Origin of the sequence: Nesterenkonia aurantiaca (assembly GCF_004364585.1) — a bacterium.
Lineage (GTDB): Bacteria > Actinomycetota > Actinomycetes > Actinomycetales > Micrococcaceae > Nesterenkonia > Nesterenkonia aurantiaca.
Window position 1 is genome coordinate 122,838 of the sequence record NZ_SOAN01000003.1, and the last position, 26,451, is coordinate 149,288.

At 68.5% G+C, this 26,451-nt stretch carries 23 protein-coding genes and 1 tRNA gene; 16 read left to right on the plus strand and 8 right to left on the minus strand.

Going from position 1 to position 26,451, the window contains the following annotated elements; all coding sequences use genetic code 11:
- Positions 1–70: 70 nt before the first annotated feature.
- The 4 genes from EV640_RS05225 to EV640_RS05240 all read left to right on the plus strand — a co-directional run bounded on the left by EV640_RS05225 (position 71) and on the right by EV640_RS05240 (position 4,105).
- Positions 71–1,054 (plus strand): Ppx/GppA phosphatase family protein, encoded by a 984-nt coding sequence (locus EV640_RS05225; RefSeq protein ID WP_133726005.1) that lies wholly within the window; start codon positions 71–73, stop codon positions 1,052–1,054.
- A complete protein-coding gene (locus tag EV640_RS05230) occupies positions 1,051–2,508 on the plus strand; it encodes a S8 family peptidase (RefSeq protein ID WP_133726006.1) in 1,458 nt (485 codons plus the stop codon). Before EV640_RS05225 ends, EV640_RS05230 begins: the two co-directional genes overlap by 4 nt.
- Positions 2,509–2,580: 72 nt before the next feature.
- Complete coding sequence (locus EV640_RS05235) at positions 2,581–3,972, plus strand: NAD(P)/FAD-dependent oxidoreductase (RefSeq protein WP_036476811.1); 1,392 nt, start codon at positions 2,581–2,583, stop codon at positions 3,970–3,972.
- Positions 3,973–4,031: 59 nt separating this feature from the next.
- A tRNA-Leu gene (locus tag EV640_RS05240) sits at positions 4,032–4,105 on the plus strand.
- A 133-nt stretch (positions 4,106–4,238) separates the two neighbouring features.
- On the opposite strand, the gene EV640_RS05245 is transcribed toward EV640_RS05240, so the two are convergent.
- Positions 4,239–5,258, minus strand: coding sequence for a LacI family DNA-binding transcriptional regulator (locus tag EV640_RS05245; RefSeq protein ID WP_133726007.1), 1,020 nt, complete (start codon positions 5,256–5,258; stop codon positions 4,239–4,241).
- Between the two features lie 191 nt (positions 5,259–5,449).
- Here EV640_RS05245 and EV640_RS05250 point away from each other — a divergent pair, with 191 nt between their 5' ends.
- From EV640_RS05250 to EV640_RS05260, 3 genes are read left to right on the plus strand one after another with little or no spacing between them, the layout of a single operon-like run.
- On the plus strand, positions 5,450–6,574 hold the full coding sequence (locus EV640_RS05250) for a Gfo/Idh/MocA family protein (RefSeq protein WP_133726008.1): 1,125 nt from the start codon (positions 5,450–5,452) through the stop codon (positions 6,572–6,574).
- Positions 6,575–6,578: 4 nt separating this feature from the next.
- On the plus strand, positions 6,579–7,619 hold the full coding sequence (locus tag EV640_RS05255; protein WP_133726009.1) for a DUF6807 domain-containing protein: 1,041 nt from the start codon (positions 6,579–6,581) through the stop codon (positions 7,617–7,619).
- Positions 7,619–8,449, plus strand: coding sequence for a cupin domain-containing protein (locus EV640_RS05260; protein ID WP_133726010.1), 831 nt, complete (start codon positions 7,619–7,621; stop codon positions 8,447–8,449). The genes EV640_RS05255 and EV640_RS05260 overlap by 1 nt, the downstream gene beginning before the upstream one ends.
- Before the next feature lie 53 nt (positions 8,450–8,502).
- On the opposite strand, the gene EV640_RS05265 is transcribed toward EV640_RS05260, so the two are convergent.
- Positions 8,503–9,111, minus strand: coding sequence for an energy-coupling factor transporter transmembrane component T family protein (locus tag EV640_RS05265; protein WP_133726011.1), 609 nt, complete (start codon positions 9,109–9,111; stop codon positions 8,503–8,505).
- 52 nt (positions 9,112–9,163) lie between these two features.
- Positions 9,164–9,811 (minus strand): biotin transporter BioY, encoded by a 648-nt coding sequence (locus EV640_RS05270; protein ID WP_243832241.1) that lies wholly within the window; start codon positions 9,809–9,811, stop codon positions 9,164–9,166.
- 191 nt (positions 9,812–10,002) lie between these two features.
- On the opposite strand from EV640_RS05270, the gene EV640_RS05275 reads away from it, so the two are divergent.
- From EV640_RS05275 to ilvA, 3 genes are all read left to right on the plus strand, one after another.
- The gene (locus EV640_RS05275; protein WP_051501358.1) at positions 10,003–10,914 is read left to right on the plus strand and encodes a Bax inhibitor-1/YccA family protein; all 912 of its coding nucleotides are present in this window, start codon (positions 10,003–10,005) and stop codon (positions 10,912–10,914) included.
- A 145-nt stretch (positions 10,915–11,059) separates the two neighbouring features.
- The gene (locus tag EV640_RS05280; protein WP_051501359.1) at positions 11,060–12,532 is read left to right on the plus strand and encodes an AI-2E family transporter; all 1,473 of its coding nucleotides are present in this window, start codon (positions 11,060–11,062) and stop codon (positions 12,530–12,532) included.
- Positions 12,529–13,815 (plus strand): threonine ammonia-lyase, encoded by a 1,287-nt coding sequence (gene ilvA / locus EV640_RS05285; RefSeq protein ID WP_051501360.1) that lies wholly within the window; start codon positions 12,529–12,531, stop codon positions 13,813–13,815. Before EV640_RS05280 ends, ilvA begins: the two co-directional genes overlap by 4 nt.
- A gap of 114 nt (positions 13,816–13,929) precedes the next feature.
- On the opposite strand, the gene greA is transcribed toward ilvA, so the two are convergent.
- The 3 genes from greA to EV640_RS05300 all read right to left on the minus strand — a co-directional run bounded on the left by greA (position 13,930) and on the right by EV640_RS05300 (position 15,943).
- Positions 13,930–14,430, minus strand: coding sequence for a transcription elongation factor GreA (gene greA / locus EV640_RS05290; RefSeq protein WP_084479677.1), 501 nt, complete (start codon positions 14,428–14,430; stop codon positions 13,930–13,932).
- Between the two features lie 146 nt (positions 14,431–14,576).
- On the minus strand, positions 14,577–15,434 hold the full coding sequence (locus tag EV640_RS05295) for a molybdate ABC transporter substrate-binding protein (protein WP_036476819.1): 858 nt from the start codon (positions 15,432–15,434) through the stop codon (positions 14,577–14,579).
- A gap of 71 nt (positions 15,435–15,505) precedes the next feature.
- Positions 15,506–15,943 carry a DUF4307 domain-containing protein gene (locus EV640_RS05300; protein WP_133726012.1) on the minus strand — a complete coding sequence of 146 codons (438 nt, stop codon included), beginning with the start codon at positions 15,941–15,943 and terminating at the stop codon, positions 15,506–15,508.
- A 236-nt stretch (positions 15,944–16,179) separates the two neighbouring features.
- Between EV640_RS05300 and mca the strand changes: the two genes are divergently transcribed.
- From mca to EV640_RS05320, 4 genes are all read left to right on the plus strand, one after another.
- Positions 16,180–17,037: a mycothiol conjugate amidase Mca gene (gene mca / locus EV640_RS05305; protein WP_133726087.1), complete on the plus strand. Its 858-nt coding sequence runs from the start codon at positions 16,180–16,182 to the stop codon at positions 17,035–17,037.
- 118 nt (positions 17,038–17,155) lie between these two features.
- On the plus strand, positions 17,156–17,656 hold the full coding sequence (locus tag EV640_RS05310) for a hypothetical protein (RefSeq protein WP_133726013.1): 501 nt from the start codon (positions 17,156–17,158) through the stop codon (positions 17,654–17,656).
- A complete protein-coding gene (locus tag EV640_RS05315) occupies positions 17,650–19,875 on the plus strand; it encodes a prolyl oligopeptidase family serine peptidase (RefSeq protein WP_133726014.1) in 2,226 nt (741 codons plus the stop codon). The genes EV640_RS05310 and EV640_RS05315 overlap by 7 nt, the downstream gene beginning before the upstream one ends.
- Before the next feature lie 135 nt (positions 19,876–20,010).
- Positions 20,011–22,239 (plus strand): thioredoxin domain-containing protein, encoded by a 2,229-nt coding sequence (locus tag EV640_RS05320; protein ID WP_133726015.1) that lies wholly within the window; start codon positions 20,011–20,013, stop codon positions 22,237–22,239.
- A 25-nt stretch (positions 22,240–22,264) separates the two neighbouring features.
- Here the strand turns inward: EV640_RS05320 and trhA are convergent, their stop codons facing one another.
- Entirely contained in the window at positions 22,265–22,876 is a 612-nt protein-coding gene (gene trhA, locus EV640_RS05325) for a PAQR family membrane homeostasis protein TrhA (RefSeq protein WP_235181091.1), read from the minus strand.
- Between the two features lie 229 nt (positions 22,877–23,105).
- Here trhA and uppS point away from each other — a divergent pair, with 229 nt between their 5' ends.
- Both uppS and EV640_RS05335 read left to right on the plus strand, forming a co-directional pair.
- Positions 23,106–23,888: a polyprenyl diphosphate synthase gene (gene uppS, locus EV640_RS05330; RefSeq protein WP_133726016.1), complete on the plus strand. Its 783-nt coding sequence runs from the start codon at positions 23,106–23,108 to the stop codon at positions 23,886–23,888.
- A 398-nt stretch (positions 23,889–24,286) separates the two neighbouring features.
- A complete protein-coding gene (locus tag EV640_RS05335; RefSeq protein WP_243832248.1) occupies positions 24,287–25,597 on the plus strand; it encodes an RNA 5'-3' helicase PhoH2 in 1,311 nt (436 codons plus the stop codon).
- Between the two features lie 76 nt (positions 25,598–25,673).
- Here EV640_RS05335 and EV640_RS05340 read toward each other — a convergent pair whose 3' ends face one another.
- Positions 25,674–26,384, minus strand: coding sequence for a rhomboid family intramembrane serine protease (locus EV640_RS05340; protein WP_133726018.1), 711 nt, complete (start codon positions 26,382–26,384; stop codon positions 25,674–25,676).
- Between the last annotated feature and the right edge of the window lie 67 nt (positions 26,385–26,451).

Sequence of the window (26,451 nt, forward strand, 5' to 3'; positions counted from 1 at the left end):
GGCAAGGACCCCCGCGGCTCGGCCAGCGCGTCGACCGCTCACCCATACCGGCGAGGAGAAGGACACCCCCATGAGAGTTGCTGCCATCGACTGCGGAACCAACTCCATCCGGCTGCTGATCGCCGATGTCGAGGCCAGCGGCCGGGTCAGGGATGTGGTGCGGCAGATGACCGTGGTCCGCCTGGGGGAGGGTGTGGACGAGACCGGAGAGTTCTCCGCCGGCGCCCTGGAACGCACCTTCGCGGCGGTAGACAGCTACGGGGCGCTCATCCGCAGGCACCATGTGGAGGCGGTGCGGTTCGTCGCCACCTCGGCCTCCCGCGACGTGACCAACCGGGACGAGTTCGTCGCCGGGGTCAAGCACCGGCTCGGCGTGGAGCCCGAGGTCATCCGCGGCAGCGAGGAGGCCGGTCTGTCCTTCGCCGGCGCCGCCTCGGTGCTGGACTGGGACGCCGAGCGCAAGATCCTGGTCGTCGATCTCGGCGGAGGTTCCACCGAGTTCGTGCTCGGCACCTCGGCCGAAGTCGAGCACGCCATCTCCACCGACATGGGCTGCGTGCGCTTCACCGAGCGGCATATGCGCAGCGACCCGCCCACCGACACCGAGACCTCGATGACCAGCTTCGAGACGCTCTCCTTCTTGGAGAACGTCTCCGAGGTGATGCCGCTGCACGAGACCGAGGTGGTCATCGGGGTGGCCGGCACCGTCACCACCGTGGCTGCCCACGCGCTGAAGCTCGAGGACTACGAGCCGGACCTGATCCACGGCGCCGAGATCGATCTGGACACCCTGCACCAGTCGGTGGAGCAGCTGGTGCACTCCACCCGGGACGTGCGGGCTCAGATGCCGATCATGCACCCCGGACGGGTCGACGTCATCGGCGCCGGCGCGCTGATCTGGGGCACGATCCTGGACTATCTGAACAAGGTCACCCATGGGCGGATCGTCTCTGCGGTCGCCTCCGAGCATGACATCCTCGATGGCATCGCGATGTCCCTGGCGCACGCTCAGGCGCGCGCGCCCTCCGCGGCTTCAGCAAAGCCCCAGGGATGACAGTCGGCTCCCGCGCCCTCGGTGCCGCACTCGCCCTCGGCCTGGGTCTGAGCGGCATGATCCTCGCGGCTCCGGCCTCCCACGCCGATGAGTGGCGCGACCAGCAGTACTGGCTCGAGGACTACGGCATCACCGAGGCCTGGGAGACCACCCGCGGGGAGGGCATGACCATCGCCGTGATCGACACCGGGGTGGACTCCGGGCACCCGACTCTCTCCGGCGCCGTGGTCGGTGGCACCGACGTCTCGGGCGCCGGCGACGGCGGTGCCCCGGTGGGTCAGGTCGCCACCGAGCACGGCACGCTGGTGGCCTCCCTGGCGGCCGGCCGCGGCACCTCCGCGCAGGCCGATGCGGTCGCGGCACTGGTGGACGAGGACGTCGAGGACCTCGACGAGGACGAGTGGGCGGACTGGTGGGAGGACTTCGAGGCCTCGCTGGAGGAGATCTACGGCGAGGACTGGCAGGACGAGGTCGACGCCGAGGCACGCTCCGAGTTCGAAGAGACCCGCACCGCGCCCCGCGAGCTCACCCAGGATGCCGATCCACAGGACGGCGTGATCGGTGTCGCTCCGGAAGCGTCCCTGCTCTCGGTCTCGCTGCTGCTCCAGGACCCCAATCCCTACGGCGGCGGCACCGAGGAGCAGATCGCCGAGGCCGTGACCTGGGCCGTGGACAACGGCGCCGACATCATCAACATGTCCCTGGGCTCGGGCTTCCAGGAATGGCCCGAGGCCTGGGATGAGGCCTTCCTCTACGCCGAGCAGAACGACGTGCTCGTCGTGGCAGCCTCCGGCAACCGTGCCTCCGGACACCTCTCGGTCGGTGCCCCCGCCACCATCCCGGGGGTGCTCGCCGTGGCCGGGGTCGATGAGTCCCGTGAGATCAGCGCGGACTCCTCCTCCCAGGGCATCGCGATCGGCATCGCGGCCGCCTCCGAACCCCTGGTCGGAGCAATGCCGGGTGATGACTACATGCAGTGGAACGGCACCTCGGGAGCCTCTCCCATCGTCGCCGGAGCCGCCGCCCTGGTCTGGGCCGCCAACCCGGAGCTCAGCGCCCAAGAGGTCAAGCACCGAGTGCTCTCCACCGCAGACTCCGAGGGAGCCGAGGGAGTGGACCCGGAGTATGGACATGGAGTGCTCGACGTGGCCGAGGCGGTCTCCGGCGACGTCCCGGCCTTCGAAACGGCCCAGTATCCGACCCTGGCCGAATGGGTGCGCGTGCATCGCCGGGGCGAGGTCGAGCCGACCGAGACCGACGAGATCCCCGAGGACGCCGGCGTCGTGGCCGGACCCGAGGGCGAGCCGCGCGCGATGCCGGAGCCGGGACAGCCAAGCACCGCACAGGACTGGGCCGGGCCCGTGGCGGTCGGTGCCGCCGCGATGCTGGTGGTGGCAGTGCTGACCATGGCCGTGATCCACTATCGCCTGGTCCGCCGCCAGGAGCAGAGCTGAGCGTTGCTCCCGGCTCCTGCGGCCTGAGGTGACCTCACCACCCACCATCGAGCTACGTATATGATGAGGCATATGGCTATTCCACAGACGCTTTCTGCGAAACCTCGTGTCCTCATCGTCGGCGGCGGCTACGTCGGTCTCACCACCGCACAGCTGCTTCAGAAGAAGGTGAAGGCCGCCGGCGGGATCGTGACCGTCGTCGACCCGATGCCGTACATGACCTACCAGCCGTTCCTTCCCGAGGTCGTCGGCGGCCACATCGAGGCCCGCCACGCGGTCGTATCCCACCGCCGCCACCTCAAGGACTCCGAGATCATCACGGGCAAGGTCACCGCCGTGGATCACGACGGCCGGACCGCCACCGTGGAGCTCTCCCAGGGCGAGACCGTCGAACTGCCGTACCAGGACATCGTCATGGCCGCCGGTGCGACCACCAAGACCTTCCCGATCGAGGGTCTCGCCGAGCACGGCATCGGTCTGAAGACCATCGAAGAGGCGCTGACTCTGCGCAACCACATCCTGGAGCGCATCGAGGCCGCCTCGGTGATGACCGATGAGGTGGCCAAGTCCCGCGCCCTGACCTTCACCGTGGTCGGCGGCGGCTTCGCCGGAATCGAGACCGTCGCCGAGATGGAAGACATCATCCGTGCGGCCGTGGCCGTGAACCCGCGCATCGGGCAGACCGATGTGCGCATCGTCATGGTCGAGGCCATGGGCCGGGTCATGCCCGAGGTCACCGAGGATCAGGCCGTCGGCGTCGTGGAGCACCTGCGCGGCCGCGGCATCGAGGTCCTGCTCAACACCTCGCTGGGCTCCGTCGTGGACGGCGAGATGCGCCTGATCAACATGAAGGACAAGTCCGAGGCCGACCGCTTCGAATCCGACACTCTGGTCTGGACCGCCGGCGTCGCGGCCAACGTGGTCGCCAAGAAGTCCGGCTTCCCGGTGGACCCGCGCGGCCGGGTCACCGGCGCCGCCACGCTGCAGATCGCCGACGAAGACGGCAAGGTCCTGCAGAACGCCTGGACCGCCGGTGACATCTCCGCGATCCCCGACCTCAGCGGCGGCGGCCTGCCCGACGGCACCTGCGTGCCCAACGCGCAGCACGCCTCCCGCCAGGCCAAGGTGCTCGCGAAGAACCTGCTGGCCGCGAGCTACGGCCAGGGGCAGCTCAACGAGTACAAGCACGACTCCCTCGGCGCTGTCGCCGGACTGGGCATGTTCCAGGGCGTCGGCAACCCGCTGAAGGTCAAGATCAGTGGGTTCCCGGCCTGGATGGCCCACCGCGGCTACCACGCGCTGGCGATCCCCACCGTGGAGCGCAAGGTCCGCGTGATCGGCGGCTGGGTCAACGAGCTGGTGCTGGGCCGGGACTACACTCCGGTGCGCGATCTCGAGAGCCCCTACCGACAGTTCCAGGAAGCTGCCGGCGGCGTGAAGCCCAAGGAAGCAGCCAAGGGCTGACCCTGAGTCATCCATGACTCAGCACGAGAAGGCGGGCTGTCACTGACAGCCCGCCTTCGGCCCCTATAGCCCAATCGGCAGAGGCAACCGACTTAAAATCGGTCCAGTGTGGGTTCGAGTCCCACTGGGGGCACCGGGGAGTGCGGCGCTCACCTCGCCCATCCACCTCGGCGGCGGAACTCACCGGCAGCGTTCTCGCCGATTAGTGTGAACGTTCACTCCCAGCCCTGGAGACCGTCACGCGTCTCGGGCCATGGCGTGGGCTCTCAGGTCCCCGGTGCAGGCGCCGGGCCGGTGGATTCGCGCAGGATCAGTCGACTCACCGGGATGCTCGGATCCGGTGCCGGCTCATTGCGGACCAGGGCGATCAGCCGCTCCATGGCCGAGCGGCCCTGCGACCTCTGATCCACCGCGACGGTGGACAGTGCTGGAACGGCGTAGCGTGCGGTCGGCAGGTCATCCCAGCCGGTGATGCTCAGCTGCCTGGGCACAGGCCACCCCCGGTCGTGGGCCGCGCGGGCGGCGCCCAGTGCGAGGTAGTCGTTGGCCGCGATGACCGCGGTGACGCCGGAGTCCTCTTCGAGGCCGCTGACCGCTGCGTACCCGGACTCGATGGTCCAGTCACCGCCCCGGATGCCATGGGAGGCAAGCCCCAGGTCCTCGATGCTGCGCAGGTACTCTTCGCGTCGGGCCCGCGCTGAGGACCAGTCCTGGGGCCCCTGAATGTGCAGGAAGCGGCGGTGTCCCATGCCGGCAAGGGTCTCGATGATCTCGCGCAGCGCGGAGGCGTCGGCCAGCGGGCCGATGCCGCGCAGCCGGTCATCGTACTGGTCGAGGATCGCGAGCGCCGTCGTGCCTGGGCTGCGGGGCCGCTCGCTCATGCCGGGCAGTGCGCCCAGGGACAGGACGCCCTCAAGGCGTCCGGAGTCCAGCAGCTCCTGGGTGCGCCGGGCCCGATCCTGTGCGGGGCCCTCGATCACCGAGATCTCCATGAAGTAGCCGCTCTGCCGGGCGAGCTCGGCGGCCGCGGCGAGGGTGGGGGTGGGCATCGCCGTGACCGGGGAGGGCAGGATCGCGGCCAGGATCCCGGTCTCCCGGGTGCGCATGGATCTCGCGATCATGTTCGGACGGTAGTTCAGCTCCTGGATCGCCGCCTCGACCCGCTCGATGGTGGCCGGCTTGAACGGCCCCTTATTGTGCAGAAACCGCGAGACGGTCTGGTGCGAGACCCCGGCCAGGGCGGCCACCTCGTGCAGGGTGGCCGCGCGCGGGGGTGTGCTGGCCATGTGCTTGCTCCTCGGCGGGGTGCGGGGCCGGATCTCGGCCGCCACGACGATCCTCGCACACCGGTTCAGCACTCCGATCAGGCCAATGTGTTGACAGTCACACCGCGGAGTCAATAACCTCAGGTGGAACGCTCAGAGTGATCGTTCACATTCTGGAATGAATCACCTGCCACAGTCACCGAGGAGACCGCATGTCTGAGACCGCACACTCCGGCCGGAGCGCGAAGATCCGAGCCGGGCTCATCGGGGCCGGCGGGATCGCGACCATCGCCCACCTGCCCACATTGAAGGCCCACGCGGATCGCGTGGAGGTCGTGGGCATCGCCGACCTCGATCCTGATCGGGTCGGCCAGGTCGCCGACGAGTGGGGGATCGCGGGCCGATATCGCTCCGCGCAGGAGCTGCTCGATGCGGAGTCTCCGGACCTGCTGATCATCTGCACCCCGCCCTCGGCGCATAAGGACGCCGCCATCCAGGGCCTGCAGGCCGGCGCCTGGGTCTGGTGCGAGAAGCCGCCGGTGCTGACGCTGGCCGAGTACGATGCGGTCGCCGCCGAGGAGGTGGAGGGCGGGCCCTATGCCTCCTACGTCTACCAGCACCGCTTCGGCTCCGGCGCGAAGACGCTGAAGAAGCAGGTTGCTGAATCCACCCTGGGCCGGCCGCTGGTCGCGCTGTGCAACACCCTCTGGTACCGGCCGCACGCCTACTACGACGTGCCCTGGCGGGGGAAGTGGGCCACCGAGGGCGGAGGCCCGGCGATGGGTCACGGGATCCACCAGATCGATCTGCTCCTGGAGGTGCTCGGGGAGTGGACCGAGATCACCGCGGTGGCCGAGAGGCTGGACCGCGAGGTCGAGACCGAAGACTTCTCCTCGGCCATCGTGCGCTTCGCCAACGGCGCCATCGCCACCGTGATCACCAGTGTGATCTCACCGCGGGAGGTCTCCTACCTGCGCTTCGACTTCCAAGACGCCACCGTGGAGGTGGAACACCTCTACGGCTATGACAACAGCTCCTGGACCTGGACTCCGGCGCCGCATGCTGCCGAGAACCTCGCGGCCGTGGAGGCGTGGTCGCCGCAGGAGAACGTGCCCTCCTCACACCGGCAGCAGCTCGCCGAGCTTCTGGACTCCATGGAGGCCAAGGTCCGGCCGCGCGCCTCCGGGGAGGAGGGGCGCCGCACCCTGGAGTTCATCGCCGCGCTGTATCAGTCGGCAGAGACCGGAAAGTCCGTGAAGCGCTCCGAGCTGAGCCAGGACGGCACCTACTACACCGCGATGCATGACGAGTCCTACATCTACGGAAAGCAGAACTGACCCGATGAGCACCGATCAGCAGCACACCGAATCCGCGCCAGCCACGCCCGGCACTCCTGCCGTCTCCGCATCAGCCGCCTCCACCGCCCCCACCAACTCCAGATCAGCCACCTCGGCTCAGACCGGGGCCGCACACTTCGAGGTCACCCCGGGGGAGAAGGAGATCGCGGTGACCGCCGCCGGCACCGAGATCCTGCGCTACGTCACCCACCCGGACTCCCCGCAGGAGGAGGCCCCGAAGCCCTACCTCTACCCGCTGCGGTTCCTCGACGGCGGCGAGGCCTCGGTCCGCCGCCCCTGGGACCACCGCTGGCACACCGGGCTGCAGTTCACCTGGTCCCACGTCGCGGACCAGAACTTCTGGGGCGGGCCGACCTTCGCGGCCGAGGACGGTTACAAGATGCGCGGCAACCTGGGGAGGATGAACCACACCGGGTTCAGCACGCAGCCCTCCGGCGGAGATGAGGTCAGCTTCAACGAGACCCTGGAATGGATCACCTCCCGCGGGGAGCACTGGTTCGATGAGCACCGGGTCCAGCGCGTGCATTCCCTGGACCCCGCCCGCGGAATCTGGGCCATCGACCTGACCACCGAGCTCACCAACGTCTCCACCGGAACCCTGCCGCTGGGCAGTCCGACGACGGCGGGGCGCCCCAACGCCGGATACACCGGCTGGTTCTGGCGCGGCCCCCGGTCCTGGAGCGGCTGCCAGGTGGTGAACTCCAACGGGGCCGAAGGGGAGGAGAACACCATGGGCCAGGTGGCCGACTGGGTCGCCTTCTCCTCGGAGCACGACGACCTCGACGGCGGCGGCACCATCATGGCCTTCGCCGGCACCTCCGAGTGCGCCGGGACCCAGCTGCCGCCGATCAAGTGGTTCACCCGCACCTCGATCTTCGCGGTGGCCAGTCAGTCACCGGCCTTCGATGAGGAGATCCAGCTCCAGGCAGGCGCCACCCTGCGACTGCACCACCGCTTCGTCTTCATCGCCCGGGTCCTGACATCTCAGGAGCGGAACCAGATCGGACAGGAGTTCGCGCTCTGATGAACCACCAGACACCGGCGCACACACCGGGGCAGGCCCCGGCACAGACACCGGGGCAGGCCCCGGCACAGACACCGGGGCAGGCCCCGCCGTCCCGCTCGCTGCCACGGTTCCCCGGTGGGACCTCGCTGAGCCAGCTGTGTGTCTATGACTGGGAGACCTCCGATGGGCTGCATGGCGGATCGCCGCATCTGCACACGCTCTCCACCGAGGCCTATGTGGTGACCTCAGGTCGCGGAGAGGTCCACACCATCAGCGCTGCCGGTCCGGCCGTCGATGAGCTCGCCGCCGGTTCGCTGCTCTGGTTCACCCCGGGCACGGTGCATCGACTGGTCAACCACGACCAGCTTCAGATGCAGGTCATCATGTCCAACGCCGGACTGCCCGAGGCCGGGGATGCGGTGCTGACCTTCCCCGAGGAGATCCTTGCCGATCCGCAGCGCTACCGCGACGCCGTCGCGCTGCCCGCCGAGGCCGATCAGGACGGTCGGGCCGAGGCGGCGCGGGCCCGGCGGGACCTGGCCATCGAAGGCCATCGGCAGCTGCTGAGCAGGATAGAGGTCCAGGGGCCACAGGCCATGCAGCATTTCCACGCGCTCGCCGTGGGCCTGGTCCGTCCGCGGGTGAGGGACTGGCAGCAGATCTGGGAGCGCAGCGTCGAGGCCGAGACCGAACGCACCAGGGCGCAGCTGCTCGCGCTGGGTGCCGGGAACGGCGCGCATCTTCAGGAGGCAGCGGTCATCCGAGGCGAACCCCGTCCGGAGCCCCGGCTGTGGGGAATGTGTGGGCGGCTGCAGACCTGGACCGGAGCGGGCCCCGAGCAGCACTGACCCAGACTCAACCGGACTCAACCCGTTTCAGCCGGACCCGAGCACACGCGGCGTCAGCGGACTCCGCGCGCAGCCAGCGCTTCGGCGGTCTCCTCGGCATGACGCAGGCTCATCACCAGCAGCGGCAGCACTGTGGCGCGCGGGGTGGGACGCATTCCGCGGGCCCGCTGCGCCTCGCGGATGTCGGCGTAGAAGGACAGGATCAGCGGCACCGAGCGGATGGTCAGGGACAGGGCCAGGGAGATCCGTTCCGCACTGAGTCCCAGGCGCAGCAGCAGCGGATCCACCGGTCGCAGGAGACGCTCAAAGCTGGAGAGGATGTCCGAGGTGGCGGTGGTCAGCGTGAACAGGGCGGCCATCAGCACCACGGCAAGCACCCGCGCCACGTTGAATCCCGTCTCTGCGGGGGTCAGGAAGATCAGCTGGGGGATGGTCAGCACCAGAGCCAACCATTTGAGCCGCCAGAGCTGGGCCAGCAGGCCCCGGAGTCCGATCCCGGAGAGCAGGAAGCCGGTGAGGGTGAGCGCCCATATTCCCAGCAGCACCGCGAGGTTTTCACGAAAGATCGAGGCGATGAGGGCCGCCAGGAAGATTCCGAGGAATTTCGCCCCCACCGGCAGCCGGTGCAGGTACGAGGTGCCCGGCTGGTAGAGCGGGATCACCGGGGCGCCCCCACGGTGGGCGTGACCCTCAACGGCGGTGTCCTCGGCCGCGTCACCGCCGACGCCTGCGCGCGTGGGTGAACGGTGCCGGGTAGGCGCGAGCCAGGGAATGGGTCAGCGTCACCGCGATCGCGGCCTTGATGGCATCACCGGGGAGGAACGCGAGGTTGATCAGCGCGGCCTGTTCCAGGCTGAGTCCCATCTGGAATGCCATCACCGGAAGCCCGCAGGCGTAGACGACCACGATCCCGCCGAGCACCGTGCCCAAGATGGTGCGCCAGACGCGCAGCGGCCAGGAAGCCTGGGTGATCAGTCCCACCAGGAAGGCTCCGGGGATCCAGCCCAGCGCGAAGCCGGCGCTGGGACCGGCGAAGGCCCCCAGGCCGCCGGAGCCGTGAGCCAGCAGCGGCAGTCCGGCTGCGACCAGCACGTGGAGCAGCACGATGGCCCCGGCTCCGCGCCACGGTCCCAGCACGGCACCGGCCAGCATCACTCCGAGCGTCTGCAGCGTGATCGGGACCCCGCCGGCCAGAGGGATGGCGGGGAGCTGGCCCAGCACCGCGACCAGGGCCGCGAACATCGCCATCTGGGCGATGCTGCGCACCCCGGTGCTGGGCGCGGCGGGCGCAGCACCACCGGAGGATCCTGGGGCGGGGGATGGGGCAGTTGATGCGGAAGTCGCAGAGGATCTGTTGAACACCGTTCAAATATAGCGCCTCAGATCGCCTGTCGTCCGCTGGCGGCAGATTACCGGGTAATCTCCAGCTGAGCCGGGGCCATGGCGCTAGAATATTGAGGGACTCGTCTCTGATGGGACCGGCCGGACAGCCGTGACCTGCGGGGACAGACGATGAGACATCCACCCGAGCACCGATAGGAGTGCGGTCACACATGTCCAACCCCATATTCAACACCGGTGCCTTCCCTGATCAGTTCAGCGAGAAGAAGCGCGAGCGGCGCCGGTTCTACATGAACGATCAGGGCGTGACGGAGCAGTCGCGCCAGAGCCCCTCCCAGGGCCAGCCCTTCGCGGCCCAGTACGGCATGCCCGGCCAGCAGGCCGGCGGTGCGGGCGCGGATCAGCTGAACCGCCAGTACAACCTGCCTGACGCCGCGGGCTCGCAGGGTGCGGCGATGACCTATGACGACGTCATCCGCAAGACCGTCACCAGCTTCGCCGTCGTGCTGCTCGGCGCGGCCGGAGCCGTGGCGCTCGGTCTGGTGATGCCCGGCGCGATCATGGGGCTGGCGCTGGTCGCCGCCCTGGCTGGCTTCGGTCTCGGCCTGGCCAATGCGTTCAAGAAGGAGCCGAACCCGGCCCTGATCCTGGCCTACTCGGCCACCCAGGGCTTCTTCCTCGGTGCCTTCACCATGGTCATGGAGGCCATGTTCCCCGGGATCGCCGTTCAGGCGGTCATGGCCACACTGGCAGTCTTCGGCACCGTGCTGGCGCTGTTCAAGTCCGGCAAGGTCCGCGCCACCCCGAAGCTGAACAAGATGTTCTTCGTCGCGATCATCGGCTACGCGGTGTTCTCGCTGATGAACTTCGGTCTTGTGATGTTCACCGACATCGGCATGTTCGGTCTGCGCGCGGGCTGGATGGGTGTCGCCATCGGCGCCTTCGCCATCCTGCTGGCCACCTATTCCCTGGTCATGGACTTCACCAACATCCAGGAAGGTGTGGAGGCCGGTGTCTCGCAGAAGTACGGCTGGGCCGCCGCCTTCGGACTCACCGTCTCCCTGGTGTGGCTCTACATCGAGATCCTTCGCGTGATCGCGATCCTGCGCTCGATGACTGAATAGGAACACCCGAGAACCGAGTCCTTCCCACGCCGCCGAGCGCCGAGGAACTGACTTCCCGCAAGAGACGACGGGCCCGCCCGATGCCGCTAGCATCCGGCGGGCCCGTCGTCGTTTCACCCCCTGGTTGCCATGGCAGGATGTAGCAATGAACACTGTTGAAAAGCTCGAGCTGATGGAAGAGGACGTCCCTCCCCGGATGGCCGAGGAACAGCGAATCCAGGACGACGTGCCCTGGGGCATCCGGATCGCTGCCGCCTGGTCCTGGCGCGTCATCATCATCCTGCTCTTCGCGGGCGTGCTGATCTGGCTGCTCAGCCACATCTCGCTGCTGCTGATCCCGCTGCTGGTGGCCGCCCTGCTGGCCACGCTGCTGCGCCCGCTGCACAACGTCTTCGTGAAGTGGAAGTTCCCGCGCGTACTCGCCGCGATCACCACGCTGCTGGTGCTCATCGGCTTCGTCGCCGGGCTCCTCACCCTCGTCGGCCAGCAGCTGGTCACCGGCTTCGCCGAGATGGCGACCCAGGTCGAGGAGGGCCTCTTCGAGCTGGTCGCCCTCGCGGAGGAGACCGCCGCAGGCTTCAACATCGAGATCTCGACCGAGCAGATCAACCAGGGCCTGGAAGAAGGCCTGACCTACCTGCAGGACAACTCCGACGCGATCCTGGGTGGAGCCATGGCGCTGGGCTCCACCGCCGGCAACATCGTGGTCGGCGGCATCCTGGCCCTGTTCACGCTGATCTTCTTCCTGGCCGATGGCCGCAAGATCTGGGACTTCCTGGTCTTCTTCGCCCCCGGCAAGCACCGCCCCGCCATCCACGGGGCCGGGCGCCGCGGCTGGACCGCGCTGGGCTCCTATATGCGCGTGCAGGTCTTTGTGGCCGGGGTCGACGCGGTGGGCATCGGCGTCGGTGCGGCTCTGCTGGGCGTGCCACTGGCGCTGCCGGTGGCCGTGCTGGTCTTCCTGGGCTCCTTCATCCCGATCGTCGGCGCCGTGGTCACCGGCGCCGTCGCCGTGATCCTCGCCCTGGTGGCCAACGGACTGGGCAATGCGCTGCTGATGGTCGGCGTGGTGCTGCTGGTCCAGCAGATCGAGTCCAACATCCTGCAGCCCATCGTGATGGGCAAGGCAGTGCGGCTGCACCCGCTGGCAGTGATCCTCGCGGTGACCGCCGGCACCACCTTGCTGGGCATCGTCGGCGCGCTCTTCGCCGTGCCGGTCCTGGCCTTCGTCACCCGAGCCACCCGATACCTCGTGAAGGAGGAATGGCGCGGCGACCCTGAGGCCAAGGCGATGGAGAAGCTGGAGAAGGAGGAGGCGGTCAGACGCGCCGCCCAGAAGGAGGTCCAGGAGGCCGAGGAACAGGCCTCGCTGGCGAACATCACCCGACGGTTCAAGGAGACCATCCCCGGGCTGGATCCGGAGCGGCGTGGATTCGGGCGCCGTGGGGACTCCTCCGAGGCTCAGGTGACCCGCACCGAGACGCACACCGCTGCCGGCACCCGCCCGCATCCCGATGCCGAGGAGACTGACCACGGCAGAGGAGCGCAGTCGGGAACAGAGACTCGAACACAGACCCGAGACGACACCCGGTCTGAGGATGGGGGCACAAGAGAATGACACAGATCCAGCACCACTCCGAGGCGGAGGACCGCCCGGGCGCCCAGCTGAGCGTGCAGCTCGAGGACATCGAAGCCGCTCAAAAGCTGCTCTCTGACATCATCGTGTGCACCCCGATGGAGCACTCCCGTGCGCTGGGCCGCCTGGTGGGGGCCACCGTGCACCTGAAGGCCGAGAACCTTCAGCGCGCCGGCTCCTTCAAGGTGCGCGGGGCCTATGTGCGCATGGCGCGGCTCTCCGAGGAGGAGAAGTCTCGCGGCGTCGTCGCAGCCTCCGCGGGCAATCACGCCCAGGGCGTGGCCCTGGCGGCGAAGAAGCTGGGCATCACCGCGAAGATCTACATGCCGCACGGTGTGGCGCTGCCGAAGCTGGCCGCCACCCGGGACCACGGCGCAGAGGTCATCCTGCACGGCTCCAACGTGGACGAGGCCCTGGCCGAGGCGCAGCGACACTCGGATGAGACCGGCTCGGTCTTCATCCACCCGTTCAACAACACCGACGTCGTCGCCGGACAGGGGACCATCGGCCTCGAGATCCTGGAGCAGGAGCCCGAGGTCGACACCGTGATCATGGGCATCGGCGGTGGCGGCCTGCTGGCCGGCTCCGCCGTGGCGATCAAGCAGCAGGCCGCGAGGCTGGGCCGAGAGGTCAGGATCATCGGCGTCCAGGCCGAGAACGCCGCCGCCTACCCGCCCTCGCTCGCAGCCGACGCGCTGGTCCCGATCAAGGGGGTGCGCACCATCGCCGACGGGATCGCCGTGGGCCGTCCCGGCGAGATCCCGTTCGAAATCATCAAGGACCTGGTCGATGAGGTCGTGACGGTCAGCGAGGACGCGATCGCCCGGGCGCTGATCTTCCTGCTGGAGCGCTCCAAGATGGTCGTGGAGCCCGCAGGTGCCGTGCCGGTGGCCGCGCTGATGGAGGGCAAGCTCACCGAGCTGGGCATCGAGTCCAAGAACGTGGTGGCCGTGCTCTCCGGCGGAAACATCGACCCGATGCTGATGCTGCGCGTGATCCAGCACGGCCTCTCCGCCGCCGACCGGTTCCTCACCGTGAAGCTGATGTTGAAAGATCTTCCCGGCGAACTGGCCACGATCTCCCAGATCATCGCCGATGCCGACGCGAACGTCACCGGGGTCGACCACAGCCGGATCGGAGGTGCGCTCTCCATGGGGGAGGTCTCGATCGTGATCAACATGGAGACCAAGGGTGCCGAGCACTCCGAGCGTGTGCTCAACCGGCTGCGCGCCCAAGGCTACGAACCCATGGTCCCGCAGCACTGACGCCAGCGGCCCGCTGGGCCGGCCCGGAAGCTCACCGCACAAGGACGGCGGCGGCCCCCACCCTGAGGAGTCTCAAGGTGGGGGCCGCCGCCGTCGTGTTGCTGGGTGTGGCTCTCAGCCGCCGAAGGGCTCGGCGGAGAGGATCTCCACCGGGATGTCCTTGCCGTTGGGCGCGGAGTAGCTGAGCTTGTCTCCGGGCTTGGCGCCGTTGATCGCCTCGCCGATGGGGGAGCGCTCGGAGTAGACCTCGAGGTCGGTGTCTCCGGCGATCTCGCGGTTGCCGAAGAGGAACTTCATGGTGTTGCCCGCGATCTTGGCCTCCACGAGCATTCCGGGCACCACGGTGTCACCGGTGGGAGCCTCGCCGACATAGGCGTTCTCCAGCAGGTCCTTGAGGTAGCGGATGCGCGCCTCAGCCTTGCCCTGCTCCTCCTTCGCGGCGTGGTAGCCGCCGTTCTCCTTGAGGTCTCCCTCTTCGCGGGCAGACTCGATGCGGTCAACGATCTCCTGGCGACCGGGTCCGCTGAGGTGCTTGAGCTCGCCTTCCAGCCGATCGTAGGCCTCCTGGGTCAGCCACTGAGCGTTCTCGTCGATCTCGGGGGTGTGCGTTGACACGGTTCATCTCTCCTTATTCATGCAAAGACCCCGCCGGAGGTCGGCATGGTGCTTCGGCCCTTCAGCCCGGAACATGCCTCGGCGGGGTGTTGATGCGTTCCCCACATGCTAGTGGGGGTGCTCCGGATTCTCAATCAGGACCGTGGCTATTCTTCGGAACTGGCCCCAGCTTCCGCGACAGGCGCGGGAAGGAAGCCTGCTCCGCTGAAGGCTGAACGCGCCTGTTCCCCGGCGAGTATCCCGAAGAACTCATTGGCAGCTCCAGGGCTCTGCGGATCGGCGAGCACTCCCGCCCAGACCTGCGTGGTGCTGTGCTGGAACTGCGGGATCTCGAAGGTCTGCAGCGGTGCGTCCTGGGCCAGCACGTCGGTGACATAGGCCAGAGCAACATCGCTCTCGCCCTGGATGAGGTTCTGCAGGGCGCTCTCCGGCTCAGCGGAGAAGCCGGCACGAGCGACGCGGGAGTCTTCGTGCTTCAGGTCCAGATCGAAGTCGCCGGAGAGTTCGGTGATCTGCTCGGTGCAGGGAGCGTCCCCGGTGCAGGTGCTCACCCTCAGCTCGGAGGAGCGGGCGGAGAAGTCCTCGAAATCCAAGATGTCCGAGGGGTTCTCCGCCGTGGCGACCAGCACCAGGCGGTTGCTCGCCATCGGGAGCGGATCACCCTCGATGCTGCCCTGACGCCTGAGCGCCTGCATCTGCTCCCGTGAGGCGGTGAGCACGAGGTCTGCCTCGTGCCCGGAATCGATCCTGCGCTGTAGCGCCTCGGCGTCGAGGTACTCCACCTGGGTGGAGACGCCGCTCTGCCGTTCTTGAAGGTCTGCATCGAGCGCCTGAAGCGCGGGTGCCGTGGAAGGTGCCGCGAGTACGTTCACGCTGCGGCCCTCGTCTGTGTTGATCCCTGCCGCAGAGCCGCAGGCGCTGAGCACGAAGGCTGCGACGAAACAGAGCAGCAGCACGAGCGCGATCACGCCGCGGAGGCGGAAGAAGAGAGAGTCGGGTTTCATGGACAGGCCCCTATGAGGGTGTGGAGCCCGTCTGCTAGAGCTCTATGGGTGATGCAAGTCGTGCGCGGCGGTCATTCGAGCTGCCAGCAGGAGTCCACCACTCCGGTGACTCCGCGGGACTCGGTCCGCAGATCGGTGCGGTAATACTCGCTGCGATCTCCTGGGCTTGACCCCTCGTGGGGACCGATGGTGACCACCCGTGCTCCGACGACCGCGTAACTATTGTCCAGCACGTGGATCATGCATTGAACCGTAGCATCCTGGTCCTTGGAGACTTCGAAGTCTACCGAGGCCTCGGTGTCGGAGGTGATCGTGTAGCCGACGTCGTTGTGGGTGAGCTGACCGACCGCGTTGCCAAGGGTGAAGTAGACGATCGCGCCGAAGGCCAGAACCAGTGCGCCGAGGATCATCCAGCGCTGAGACTTCGCCGACACGCTGCGCCTCGGGGCGCCGTAGCGGGACTCCAGCTCGGTGGAGGCAGCGGCGTCGGTGGTGCTGGACTCAGTCATCAGGACTATTCTAGGTGCTTATGCAGAGCTCACACCGCACCTTCTCCCAGAAGTCCTTACCGGACCGCACCACCCGCTCCTCGGGTCCGTTGAATTCCCGCGCCGGGCACGCCGGCGGCGCCCATCATGGCGACGGCGGAAGCCCCGAGGTCGGTGCCGGGATCAGTGCCGAGGTGGTCGCGGCGGCGGTAGACGGCGCCAAGGCGCAGAGCCTTCCGAGATCCTCCGGTCTGCGCATGCTGGCCGTGCATGCCCACCCCGATGACGAGTCCTCCAAGGGTGCCGCCATGATGGCGGCCTATGCGGCCGCCGGGGCTGAGGTCATGGTGGCCACCGCCACCGGAGGCGAGCAGGGCGACCTGCTGAACCCCGAGGCCGGCGAGATCCTGCAGACCCACCGTGACCTCCCCGGCGTGCGCCGGATGGAGATGGCCGAGGCGGCCAAGGCGCTGGACATCTCCCATGTCTGGCTGGGCTTCGCCGACTCCGGGCTGCCTGAGGGGGACCCGACACCGCCGCTGCCCTTCGGCAGCTTCGCGACGCTGCCCCTCGAGCAGGCCGCCGCTCCACTGGTGCGCCTGATCCGCCGCTTCCGGCCGCATGTGATCCTCTCCTACGACGAGGTCGGCGGGTACCCGCACCCGGATCACATCATGAGCCACAAGATCACCGTGGAGGCCTACCGGACCGCCGGAGACCCCACGCGGTACCACGGCCTCGGCGAGGCCTGGGAGCCACAGAAGCTCTACTACGACCGCGCCTTCAACCCAGGACGGTTCGAGGCGATCCACAAGGCCCTGGTCGAGGCCGGGCACAAGTCCCCCTATGAGGATCGGCTGCTGCGCTTCCGGGATGGGTCGATTCCATGGATGACCGAGCATGAGGTCACCACCCAGATCCCGGTGGGCACCTTCCTGGAGCATCGCGACCGCGCACTGCGCGCCCACCGCACCCAGGTCGAGCCCGACGGCTTCTTCTTCGCCACCCCGAACGACTTCCTGCGCGAGGTCTGGCCCTACGACGACTACGTCCTGGTCGATTCCCGGGTGGAGACGCAGCTGCCGGAGCAGGACCTGTTCAGCGGTCTGCGCTGAGGTCTCGGTTCCTCGCTGGATTTCTACAACGCGTAGACTTGACTCACCGGTCGCCCTCGGCGGCTGCCGGATAAGCCCGGTCCATCAGGACTGACGACGTTCAAAGGCAGAGACACCTGTGGTTCTAATTCCCTCGGTCAACAACCCGTGGCCAGGTGGGGGCGGCGGTGACGCCCCCGAGCTCCGTCCAGGGCTGGAAGAGGCTGACATCACCCCGGGGATCGAAGGCTTCCTCTTCACCGCCCTGGTCGTGGTGCTGCTCATCGTGGTGGTCCGTGACCTGGTCAAGCGCATGCGCCGGATGAAGTACCGGGCGCAGGTGGAGGCCGAGTACGGCGAGGACGAGGCGGAGTTCCCCGGCGAGATCACCGAGGCCGAGATCTCAGCCTCCCAGCAGCGCTCCCGCGATGCCGCGGCCGAGGCCCGCTTCGGCCCGGCGCCCACGACCCCGCCCACCGAGAACGAGTCCCAGCCCCCCCGCCCGCTGAGTCGGGCCCCTCTTCCCCCTCTCGTTGAGGGGCTGATTCTGCGAGCAGTTGAGTGGGTTTCGGGGACTGAATACCCGGAGATTCCGCCCCTCAACGTGTGGGTGGGGTGTCCTACACTGTCGCCATGGTGACAACCCTTCCTCATGGATCCTGGCCGTCGACGATCTCTGCCGAACAGCTGGCGGTGGGCGGCAACCGGCTGGGCTCCCCACAGTGGGTCGGTGCCCAGCTCTGGTGGAGCGAGTCCCTCGCCGCCGAGGGCGGCCGACAGACCATCGTGCGGACCGATGCAGACCCGCTGGCGGCCGCGGAGCATGACGACGACGCGGCTCGCCGGACCCCTGCCGCGCGCGCCCGCACCGTGAGTGTGCTGCCGGCCCCGTTCAACGCCCGGTCCCGGGTCCACGAATACGGCGGCTCCTCGTGGATCGCGCTGCCCGCCGGCCCGCCGGCCTCGACAGCCCCGCCCCTCGGCGCCGTCCCGGAGCAGGCCGGCTCCCAGCAGTCTGGTTCCCGGGATCCGCTGGTGTTGTTCGTGAACTTCACCGACCAGCGGGTCTACGCCTTCGTCGAGGGCGCGACCCCGCAGCCGATCAGTCCGGTGGGTGCCGAGATCCCCGCCGCCGGCGGACCCTCGCTGCGCTGGGCGCAGCCCACCGCGGTCTCTCTCGCCGACGGCACCATGGAGGTGTGGTGGATCTGCGAGGAACACCTCGGGGGTGAGGACTCAGCGGGCGCGGCGCGCATCGAACGCTATATCGCGGCGCTTCCGCTGGACGGTTCGGCCGCCGAGGACCAGCTTGCGGTGCGCAAGGTGACCCCGTCCTCGCGGTTCGTCGCACACCCGCAGCTCTCACCGGATGGGACCCAGCTGGCCTGGATCTCCTGGGAACACCCGCAGATGCCCTGGGACGGCACCGCGCTGCACGTGGGCCAAGTCGCCGGCGGGATCGTGGTCGAGGATCAGGTCCTCGACGGCGGCCCCGAGGTCTCGGTGCTGCAGCCCCAGTGGCGTCGCGACGGGGAACTGCTCTACCTCAGCGACCGTTCCGGGTGGTGGAACCCCTGGACGGTGCAGACCGGGACTCAGCTCAGCGCTCCAAACGGCGCCGCGTCCCACGGCGCCGCGTCCCACGGCGCCGCTTCGGCTGGCGCCGCCCCGGCAGAGACGCCGCGCCAGCTGCTGGTCGATGAGCAGGAGTACGCCGGGCCGCTCTGGCAGCTGGGCCAGCGCTGGGTCACCCCGATCGACGCCGATCACGCCCTGTGCGTCCATGGAACCGCCACCGACTCGCTGGGCGTGCTGAACCTGCGTGACGGCACGGTCTCGCCGGTCGCGCTGCCGCATACCGCCATCTCCGGGGTGAGCCTGCGCGAGGACGGCGCACTCGCGCTGCATGGCTCCTCGAGGACCGAGTTCCCCGCGATCAGTGCGGGTCAACTCGTGGTGACCGAGGGGCAGTGGACGGTGGAGAGCCTCGACGTCGTCCGCTCCTCCCGACAGGACGCTCCCGACCCCGGGCTGCTGCCGGTGCCCGAGCCGATCACGGTGCACGACGCCTCAGGGCAGGAGATCCATGCGGTGCTCTACCGGCCGCGCCAGGAGGGATTCGCAGCTCCGGCGGGTGAGCTGCCACCCTTCATCGCCCAGGTGCACGGCGGGCCCACCGGCCAGGCCGCCGTCGGACTCTCACTGGGAATCGCCTACTACACCTCGCGCGGACTCGGCGTGGTGGACATCAACTATGGCGGATCCACCGGTTTCGGCCGGGCCTACCGCGAACGGCTCAAGGGCCAATGGGGCGTGGTGGACGTGGAGGACACCGTCGCGGTCATGGAACACCTGGTGAGGGAAGGGATCGCCGATCCGCGTCGGCTGGGGATCGAGGGCGGCAGTGCCGGGGGATGGACCACCCTGGCCTGCCTGACCCGCACCGAGACCTTCGCCGCAGGGGTCTCCAGCTTCGGGGTGGCTGATCTGGTCGCGCTGGCCGAGGACACCCACGACTTCGAGTCCCGCTACCTGGATGGGCTCGTCGGCCCTTACCCGGAGGCCGCAGCGATCTACCGCGAGCGGGCGCCGCTGAACCATGTGGACACCCTGAGCTGCCCGGTGCTGCTGCTTCAGGGCGACGAGGACCCGATCGTCCCGCCGAACCAGGCCGAGATGTTCCGCGATGCGCTCGCGGCGAAGTCCATCCCGCATGGGTACCTGCTCTTCGCCGGGGAGCAGCACGGGTTCCGCAAGGCCGAGAACATCATCACCAGCTTCGAGGCTGCGCTGAGCTTCTACGGCCAGATCTTCGGCTTCGAACCTAAGGGGATCCCACACCTGCAGCTGAGCCGCTGACCCCTCCCTGACGTTGAGGGGCGGATTCCACGAGCAGTTGAGTGGGATCAAGGCCTCAGATGCGCGGAGATTCCGCCCCTCAACGCGGGTGGGGGGACGCTCGACGCCGGGTCGCGGGTGCGCGAGACTGGACGGATGGGACATCGCCTTGCTGAAAGCTCTTCGCTGTACCTCCGATCCCACGCGGAGAACCCCGTGGACTGGCACCCCTGGGGGGCCGCGGCCTTCGCCGAGGCGCGACGACGCGACGTCCCGGTCTTCGTCTCGATCGGCTATGCGGCCTGCCACTGGTGCCACGTGATGGCGCGCGAGTCCTTCGCGGACCCGGTGCTCGCGGCGACGCTGAACCAACGATTCGTCGCGATCAAGGTGGACCGCGAGGAGCACCCCGATGTCGATGACACCTATATGGCCGCCACCCAGGCGATGACCGGGCAGGGCGGCTGGCCGATGAGCGTCTTCACCCTCCCCGACGCCCGGGTCTTCCACGCCGGCACCTACTTCCCTCCCCGCCGGGTGGGCCAGGTCCCCTCCTTCGCCGAGGTCCTCGACGCCGTCCACCAGGCCTGGACCGAGCGCCGCAGCGAGGTCGAGACCTCCGCGGGCAAGATCGCCGAGTCCCTCGGGGCTCAGCGCCGGCAGCAGGCGGGACTGGCCACGACGGTCCATGCCCTGGACGACGGCGCACCCATCGACGGCGCGGATACCGATCCCGCGCGCATCGACCCCTCACGCATCGAATCCGCGGAGCTCGACGGCCTCGTGGACGACGCCCTGCGGGTGCTGGGTGACCAGGAGGACCCGGTCCACGGCGGCTTCGGCTCCGCGCCGAAGTTCCCTCCCTCCCCGTTGCTGGGCTTCCTGCTCGAGGAGTCCGTCTGGGACCCCGGCTCCGCGGCGGCCGGGTTGGCGCTGCGAACGCTGGAGACCCTGGGCCGTTCTGCGCTCTTTGATCAGGTCGAAGGCGGCTTCGCGCGCTACGCCACCGACCTCGCCTGGGCGCTGCCGCACTTCGAGAAGATGCTCTACGACAATGCCCAGCTCATCGGGCACTACGCCCGGCTCAGCAGGCACCCCGCCGTGGACGAGGTCTCTCGTGGACGCGCCGAACGTCAGGCTCGACTCAGCATGGACTGGCTCACCGAGCGGATGCTGCTGCCGGACTCGGGGCTGCTGGCCTCCTCGCTCGACGCCGACACGGTCGACACCTCCGGTCAGCACAGTGAGGGCGCCACCTACCTTTTCTCCGACGACGAGCTGAACGAGGCCGCCGGGGCTGCCGGCCTGGGGGAGGAGCAGGCCCAGCAGCTGGTGGCGCTGAACCGCGGCGTCCCCGCCGACGAGCAGTCGATCACGCAGGGCGCCCCGCTGCACATCAGCGCGCAGACTCCGCGCACCCTGCACTTCGATGCCCCGCTGACCGGTGCCCAGACTCAGCTTATGGAGCAGGTGGCGCCGGAGCTGCGCCGTCGTCGGCGGCTGCGGGATCAGCCGGCCCGGGATGAGAAGGTCGTGGCGGCTTGGAACGCCCAGGCGATCACCTCGATGGCGACGGCCGCGGCGCTCTGGGACGATTCTGCGCTGCTGGCCCAGGCCGAGGCGCTCGCCGAACGGCTCTGGCAGATCCACGTGACGAGTGAACCCGGCGAGGATCCGGCGGCCGAGTCCGCTGCCCTCCACCAGGCCGGTGGGGTGCGCGTGCAGCGGATCTCCTATGCCGGGGTGCCCGCCGCCGAGCTCGGCGGCCTCGCCGATCACGCGCATCTGGCGGTGGCCTGCTTCCAACTCAGCTCGGCCGGCGCCGACGCCGAGTGGGTGCGCCGCGGCGCCGCCGTGCTGGGTCAGATCCTGCGAAGCTTCGTGATCCGCGAGGGCGGGGAGATCCAGCTGTTGGAGAGCTCGGATGCCGAAGGGCTGCTCACCGCCGCGCAGCAGGGCCCGCTGCTGGCCACCCCGCTGGACGGACCCGAGCCCAGCAGCGTCGCCGCCCTGGCCCAAGCGCTGCAGATGGCCGAGGCGCTGGAGCTGCTGGGTGCCGAGGACCTCAGGCCGGGGATGATCCTGCAGCACGTGAAGCTCGCCTCCGCCAAGGCGCCCACGGTGATCGGGGCCTCCATGCTGGTGGCGCGCCGCGCGGGACGGCAGTCCCCGGCGTTCCGGTTCCTCGCCGGCACCGCGGCGGACCTGGCTCAGGTGCGCCGGGCCGGGGCGCTTCATGGGGTGCCGGTGGAGCCGGTTGCCGCCGAGACCGTGCAGCCGGAGGCCGGGCTGAAGCTCAGCGTATGCCTCAACGCCGTGGGCGCGATGGTCTGCCTGCCTCCGGTGGGTTCACTGGACCAGGCGCTGGCCGCGCTGCGCGGGTGAAGTCCGCGGCTGCGCAGCGAAGGCCTCAGTCCAGCAGGGCGAACATGATCGCGATGTAATGGCAGATGAACCCGATCAGCGTGCACGCGTGGAAGAGCTCATGGAACCCGAACCAGTGCAGCGAGATGTTCGGCCGCTTCAGCGCATAGAAGACCGCACCTACGATGTAGAACAGCCCGCCCACGCAGATCAGCGTGGCCGCGGCGACGTCGGCGGCGAAGAAGTCACCCAGGAACACCAGCGCCGCCAGGCCCAGGAGGACGTAGACCGGGGTGTAGAGCCAGCGCGGCGCATCGGTCCAGAACACCCGGAAGGCGACCCCGCCTATGGCCCCGGTCCAGACCGCCACCAGCAGGATCAGGTCGCGCGGTTCCGGGAGCAGCGCCAAGGTCAGCGGGGTGTAGGTCCCGGCGATGATCAGCATGATGTTGGTGTGGTCCAGGCGCTTGAGCACCCGTGCGGTGCGTGGTGACCAGGTGCCCAGGTGATAGGTCGCAGAGACCGCGAACAGCAGCAGCCCGGTGATCACATAGACCACCGAGGCCACGCGCAGGGTGCCGGGGGGAGCCAGAACGATCAGCACGATGCCCGCGCTCAGGGCCAGCGGCACCATCGCGGCGTGCAGCCAGCCGCGCATCCGCGGCTTCGGCGGCACCTCGGAATCGAAGAGCCGCTCCGCCGGGGCAGTGCTGCGGTGAGGAAGCTCGGTCTTATGCTCATGCGGGGCCACGGCACCAGTGTAGAGCCACAGGTGACCTGTCAGTAACATACTGTGTCACACGCCGCATCTGGACGCGCGCCGCCCCCGGGCGCAGATCCCAGGGCCGTCCCTTAGGGTGGGAATGGCCAACACTGCAGGAGGTCCCATGGGGCTGCGTTCTCTCGCCTATGCCGTCTATGAGCGGCAGATCAGCCGCGCGCTGCCGCAGAACCGGATCCCGCAGCACATCGGTGTGGTGGTGGACGGCAACCGTCGCTGGGCGAAGCTGGCCGGCACTCCGACTGCGGACGGTCACCTGGCGGGCGCGAACAAGATCGTGGAGTTCATCGACTGGTGCGCCGAGCTCGGCGTGCCCACGGTGACCCTCTACATGCTCTCCACGGACAACATGAGCAGGTCCGCCGAGGAGCTGGACCAGCTCATGGAGATCATCGCCGACACCCTCGAGCGGCTGTGTGAATCCCGGCCCGGCGGGCGCCCGGTGCGGGTCCACCCCGTCGGGCAGCCCGAGCTGCTGCCCGCCCCGCTGGCCGAGCGGCTGCGCTGCGTGGATGCCGAGCTTGCCCGGGCCGAGGAGGAGCCGGCCGTGCATGTCAACGTGGCGGTGGGCTACGGCGGGCGTCAGGAGATCGTGGACGCGGTCAAGGACCTGCTGCGTGACGCCGAGTCTCAGGGCCGCAGCATCAGCGAAGTGGCCGAGGAGCTGACCCCAGGCTCGATCGCCGACTGGCTCTACACCCGCGGCCAGCCCGACCCGGAGCTGATCATCCGGACCTCGGGGGAGCAGCGGCTCTCCGGCTTCCTGATGTGGCAGTCGGCCTATTCGGAGTTCTACTTCTGCGAGGCGCTGTGGCCCGACTTCCGCCGGGTGGACTTCATTCGTGCGCTGCGGGACTACGCACAGCGGCAACGGCGCTTCGGAAACTGACGCCGTTCCCCGCCGCAGCCGGTCGGCGTCATGAGCGTCCGGTCTCGAACTGTTTACCGTTTCGTCATGCCGATCTCATCGAAAACTACTGCCATGTAGTTCGATGCGGAGTACGCTTTGAAGTGTCAGAACACTGACCGGAGAGGCCCGATCGCGTATGCCGCAGGCATCACGGAGAAGGGGTCGGACCGGCCCCTCAGGGCCGAACCGACCACCCCTGAGAATCACAACGGGGACAGTTCAAGGTTCCGCCGCGAGTCGGAGACGCCACCAGGCGTCCGCCGTCGAGACTCGCGGACGGGACCTTCTGTGTTTCCGGATATGGAGAAACCGTGGCCTCCTCGCATGTGACCCCTGCAACCCCTGACTCCGTCGACAAGCACGAGCTCGAGAAGGAGATCGCCGGCGCACTGGCCCAGAAGTCCTACGTGATCGACACCTCGGTGCTGCTCTCGGATCCGAAGGCCTTCCTGAGGTTCGCCGAGCATGAGGTGATCCTCCCCGTCGTCGTCATCTCCGAGCTGGAGAAGAAGCGCCACGATGCCGAGCTGGGCTATTTCGCCCGCTCGGCGCTGCGACTCCTCGATGAGCTGCGCGTGAAGCACGGTGCGCTGAACCGACCGATCCCGCTCAATGACCAGGGCGGACGGTTGCTGGTCGAGCTCAACCACATCTCCTTGGAGGTGCTGCCGCAGGGCTTCCGCGGTTCCGACAACGACGCTCGGATCCTCGCGGTGGCGAAGAGCTTCGCCGACGAGGGCCGTGATGTCACCGTGGTCACCAAGGATCTGCCGATGCGGGTGAAGGCCTCCGCGATGGGGCTCGCGGCCGATGAGTACCGCAACGAATGGGTCACTGATTCCGGCTGGACCGGCCTGGCCGAGGTCAGCGCCAGCTCGGAACAGATCTCCCAGCTCTACGAGGGCGAGAAGATCGACCTCGAGGACGCCGAGCAGCTGCCGGTGAACACCGGGCTGGTGATCTCCTCGGACCGCGGCTCCGCACTGGGTCGGGTCAAGCAGAACGGAGCCTCACATAAATACGTCCAGGTGGTCCGGGGAGATCGAGAGGTCTTCGGGCTGCACGGACGCTCCGCCGAGCAGCGCCTGGCCATCGACATGCTGATGGACCCGGAGCTGGGCATCGTCTCGATGGGAGGTCGAGCCGGAACGGGGAAGTCCGCGCTGGCCCTCTGCGCCGGGCTCGAGGCCGTGCTGGAACGCGGAGAGCACAAGAAGATCATCGTGTTCCGCCCGCTCTACGCGGTGGGCGGCCAGGAGCTGGGATACCTGCCCGGCTCCGAGGCCGAGAAGATGAACCCCTGGGGACAGGCGGTCTTCGACACCCTCGGGGCGCTGGTCTCGGAGAACGCGCTGGAGGAGGTGATGCACCGCGGGCTGCTCGAGGTGCTGCCGCTGACCCACATCCGCGGGCGCTCGCTGCATGACGCCTGGGTGATCGTCGATGAGGCGCAGTCGCTGGAGAAGAACGTGCTGCTCACCGTGATGTCGCGGATGGGGCAGAACTCGAAGATCGTGCTCACCCACGACGTCGCTCAGCGCGACAACCTTCGGGTGGGCCGGCACGACGGGATCGCTGCGGTGGTGGAGATCCTCAAGGGCAACCCGCTCTTCGGGCATGTCACGCTGACCCGCTCGGAGCGTTCCCGGATCGCCGCGCTGGTCACGGAGCTGCTCGAGGACGTCTAGATCCTTCGCGGCTGAGCGTGCCCCGTCCGGCTCAGGTACCCGGGGCGCGCTCGGCCCGCCGGCCGATCGGATCTGCTCAGCCTCGCGCGATCCTCCTGCTGGCACGCTCGGCGCGCGCAGACCTGGTGAAGATGAAGGCGACGACGACGCCGGCCGCCGCCCCGGCCAGATGCCCGGACCAGGACACCCCGCCGGGGCTGATCGGGGTCATCCCGACGAGCATGCTCAGGCCATAGAGGAAGAGCACGGCCAGTGAGAACACCACCGCGAGGATCCGCCGCGTGATGAAGCCGAAGGCGACCAGGAAGGTCGCGAAGCCATAGATCACCGCGGACGCGCCGATGTGCAGTCGACCGCAGTCGAAACCCTCCGGGGCGTGGCAGATCCAGGGTGTGCCGCCGAGCCAGAGCAGCACCCCGGAGAGCAGCCAGATCACGGCGGTGATGCTGACGAACCGCCGGGTCAGCAGCGAGACCATGCCACCCAGAACCAGCCAGGACATCGAGTTGCTCAGGATGTGCCCGAGGCTGCCGTGCAGCAGCGGCATGAACAGGATCCCGAGCAGCCCGTCCACGTCGCGAGCCTGCAGGCCGAAGGCCCGGTTGAGCCAGTTCCCGGTGAAGACCATCACCAGATAGACCGCCCACATCCCGATCATGGGCACCACGACCGGCAGGAAGGTTCGGCCGAAGGTGGATCTCAGGTCCGAGCTCAGGGATCCCCAGGAATCCTCGGACTTGCTGCCGATCTGATCGCCCGCGCCGGATCGTTGGAACGCTCTGCTCATCACTCCATGCTACGCAGATGCCGGGGCTCGGTGTGCACCCTCGGTGGCCCGGCTTTCTGCGGTGTCC